The sequence below is a fragment of the Desulfurellaceae bacterium genome, from assembly GCA_021296095.1.
In the GTDB taxonomy this organism is placed as follows: Bacteria; Desulfobacterota; Binatia; order Bin18; family Bin18; genus JAAXHF01.
In genome coordinates, this window is record JAGWBB010000134.1 from 24734 (window position 1) to 25853 (window position 1120).

General features: G+C 65.0%; 2 protein-coding genes. Both read left to right on the plus strand.

Annotation, left to right across the window (positions count from 1 at the left end; genetic code table 11):
• The coding region (locus J4F42_21140) for an alpha/beta hydrolase (GenBank protein ID MCE2488028.1) at window positions 1-852 on the plus strand (852 nt) is incomplete at its 5' end.
• The coding region (locus J4F42_21145; protein MCE2488029.1) for an acyl-CoA dehydrogenase family protein at window positions 791-1120 on the plus strand (330 nt) is incomplete at its 3' end. The genes J4F42_21140 and J4F42_21145, both read left to right, overlap by 62 nt.

The window sequence follows — 1120 nt, forward strand, 5'->3', positions numbered from 1 at the left end:
CGGGTGGCCGACGATATTGGCGTCGAAGCGCTGACGGTGGCCGGCCGGTCGGCCGAATGGCTGCGGGCGCCGGGCGCCCAGGCTGAGCGGGCCATTCTGTATCTGCACGGCGGCGGCTATGTGATGGGCTCGCTCAACACCCACCGTTCGCTCGGCGGCGAGGTGTCCCGGGCGGCTCAGGCCGCAGTGCTCATGCTCGACTATCGGCTGGGGCCCGAAGAGCCGTTTCCGGCCGCTGTCGAGGACGGGGTGGCCGCCTACCGCTGGCTGCTCGATAACGGTTTCGAGCCGCACAATCTGGCCATTGCCGGAGATTCCGCAGGCGGTGGGCTGGCCGCAGCCACCCTGGTTGCGGCCCGCGACCAGCAGCTGGCGCTGCCTGCGGCTGCGGTGTGCATCAGCCCCTGGTCCGACATGACGTGTTCCAACGAGTCCTACCAGACCCGAGCCGAGGCAGACCCCATGATCGGACCGGATATCGGCAAAATGGTCGATCTGTATCTCCAGGGTAAGGACGCCACCGATCCCTACGCCTCGCCCAACTTTGCCGATCTGCGCTCTCTGCCCCCGCTCCTGATCCACGTTGGCCGGGATGAGGTTCTGCTGGACGACGCGATCAAACTCGATCACAAAGCCCGGGCCGATGGCGTGGACAGCACCCTGGAAGTCTGGGAAGACATGATTCATGTCTGGCACGCCTTCCATCCCATGCTACCCGAGGGCCGGGACGGGATTGTGCGGGTCGGGGAGTTGCCTAGCGCGGGGCCGCATAAGACATGGGAGAGGAACGATGGACCTGAACTATTCCGCCGAGGAGACGGCTTTTCGCGACGAGGTGCGCGCCTGGATTGAGGCCAATCTGCCGGACGATATCCGGGAAAAAGTCGTGACCTATCAAGATCTGAGCAAAGACGACTACACCCGCTGGCACAAGATCCTGGCCGACAAAGGCTGGGTCGCACCGGAATGGCCGCAGGAGTGGGGCGGGACCGACTGGACGATCGTTCAGCGCTATATCTTTGAGGAAGAGATGGGCGCGGCCGGCTGTCCGGGCCGCATGCCGTTCGGGCTGTCGATGTGTGCGCCGGTGCTGTTTCGGTTCGGGACCGAGGCGCAAAAG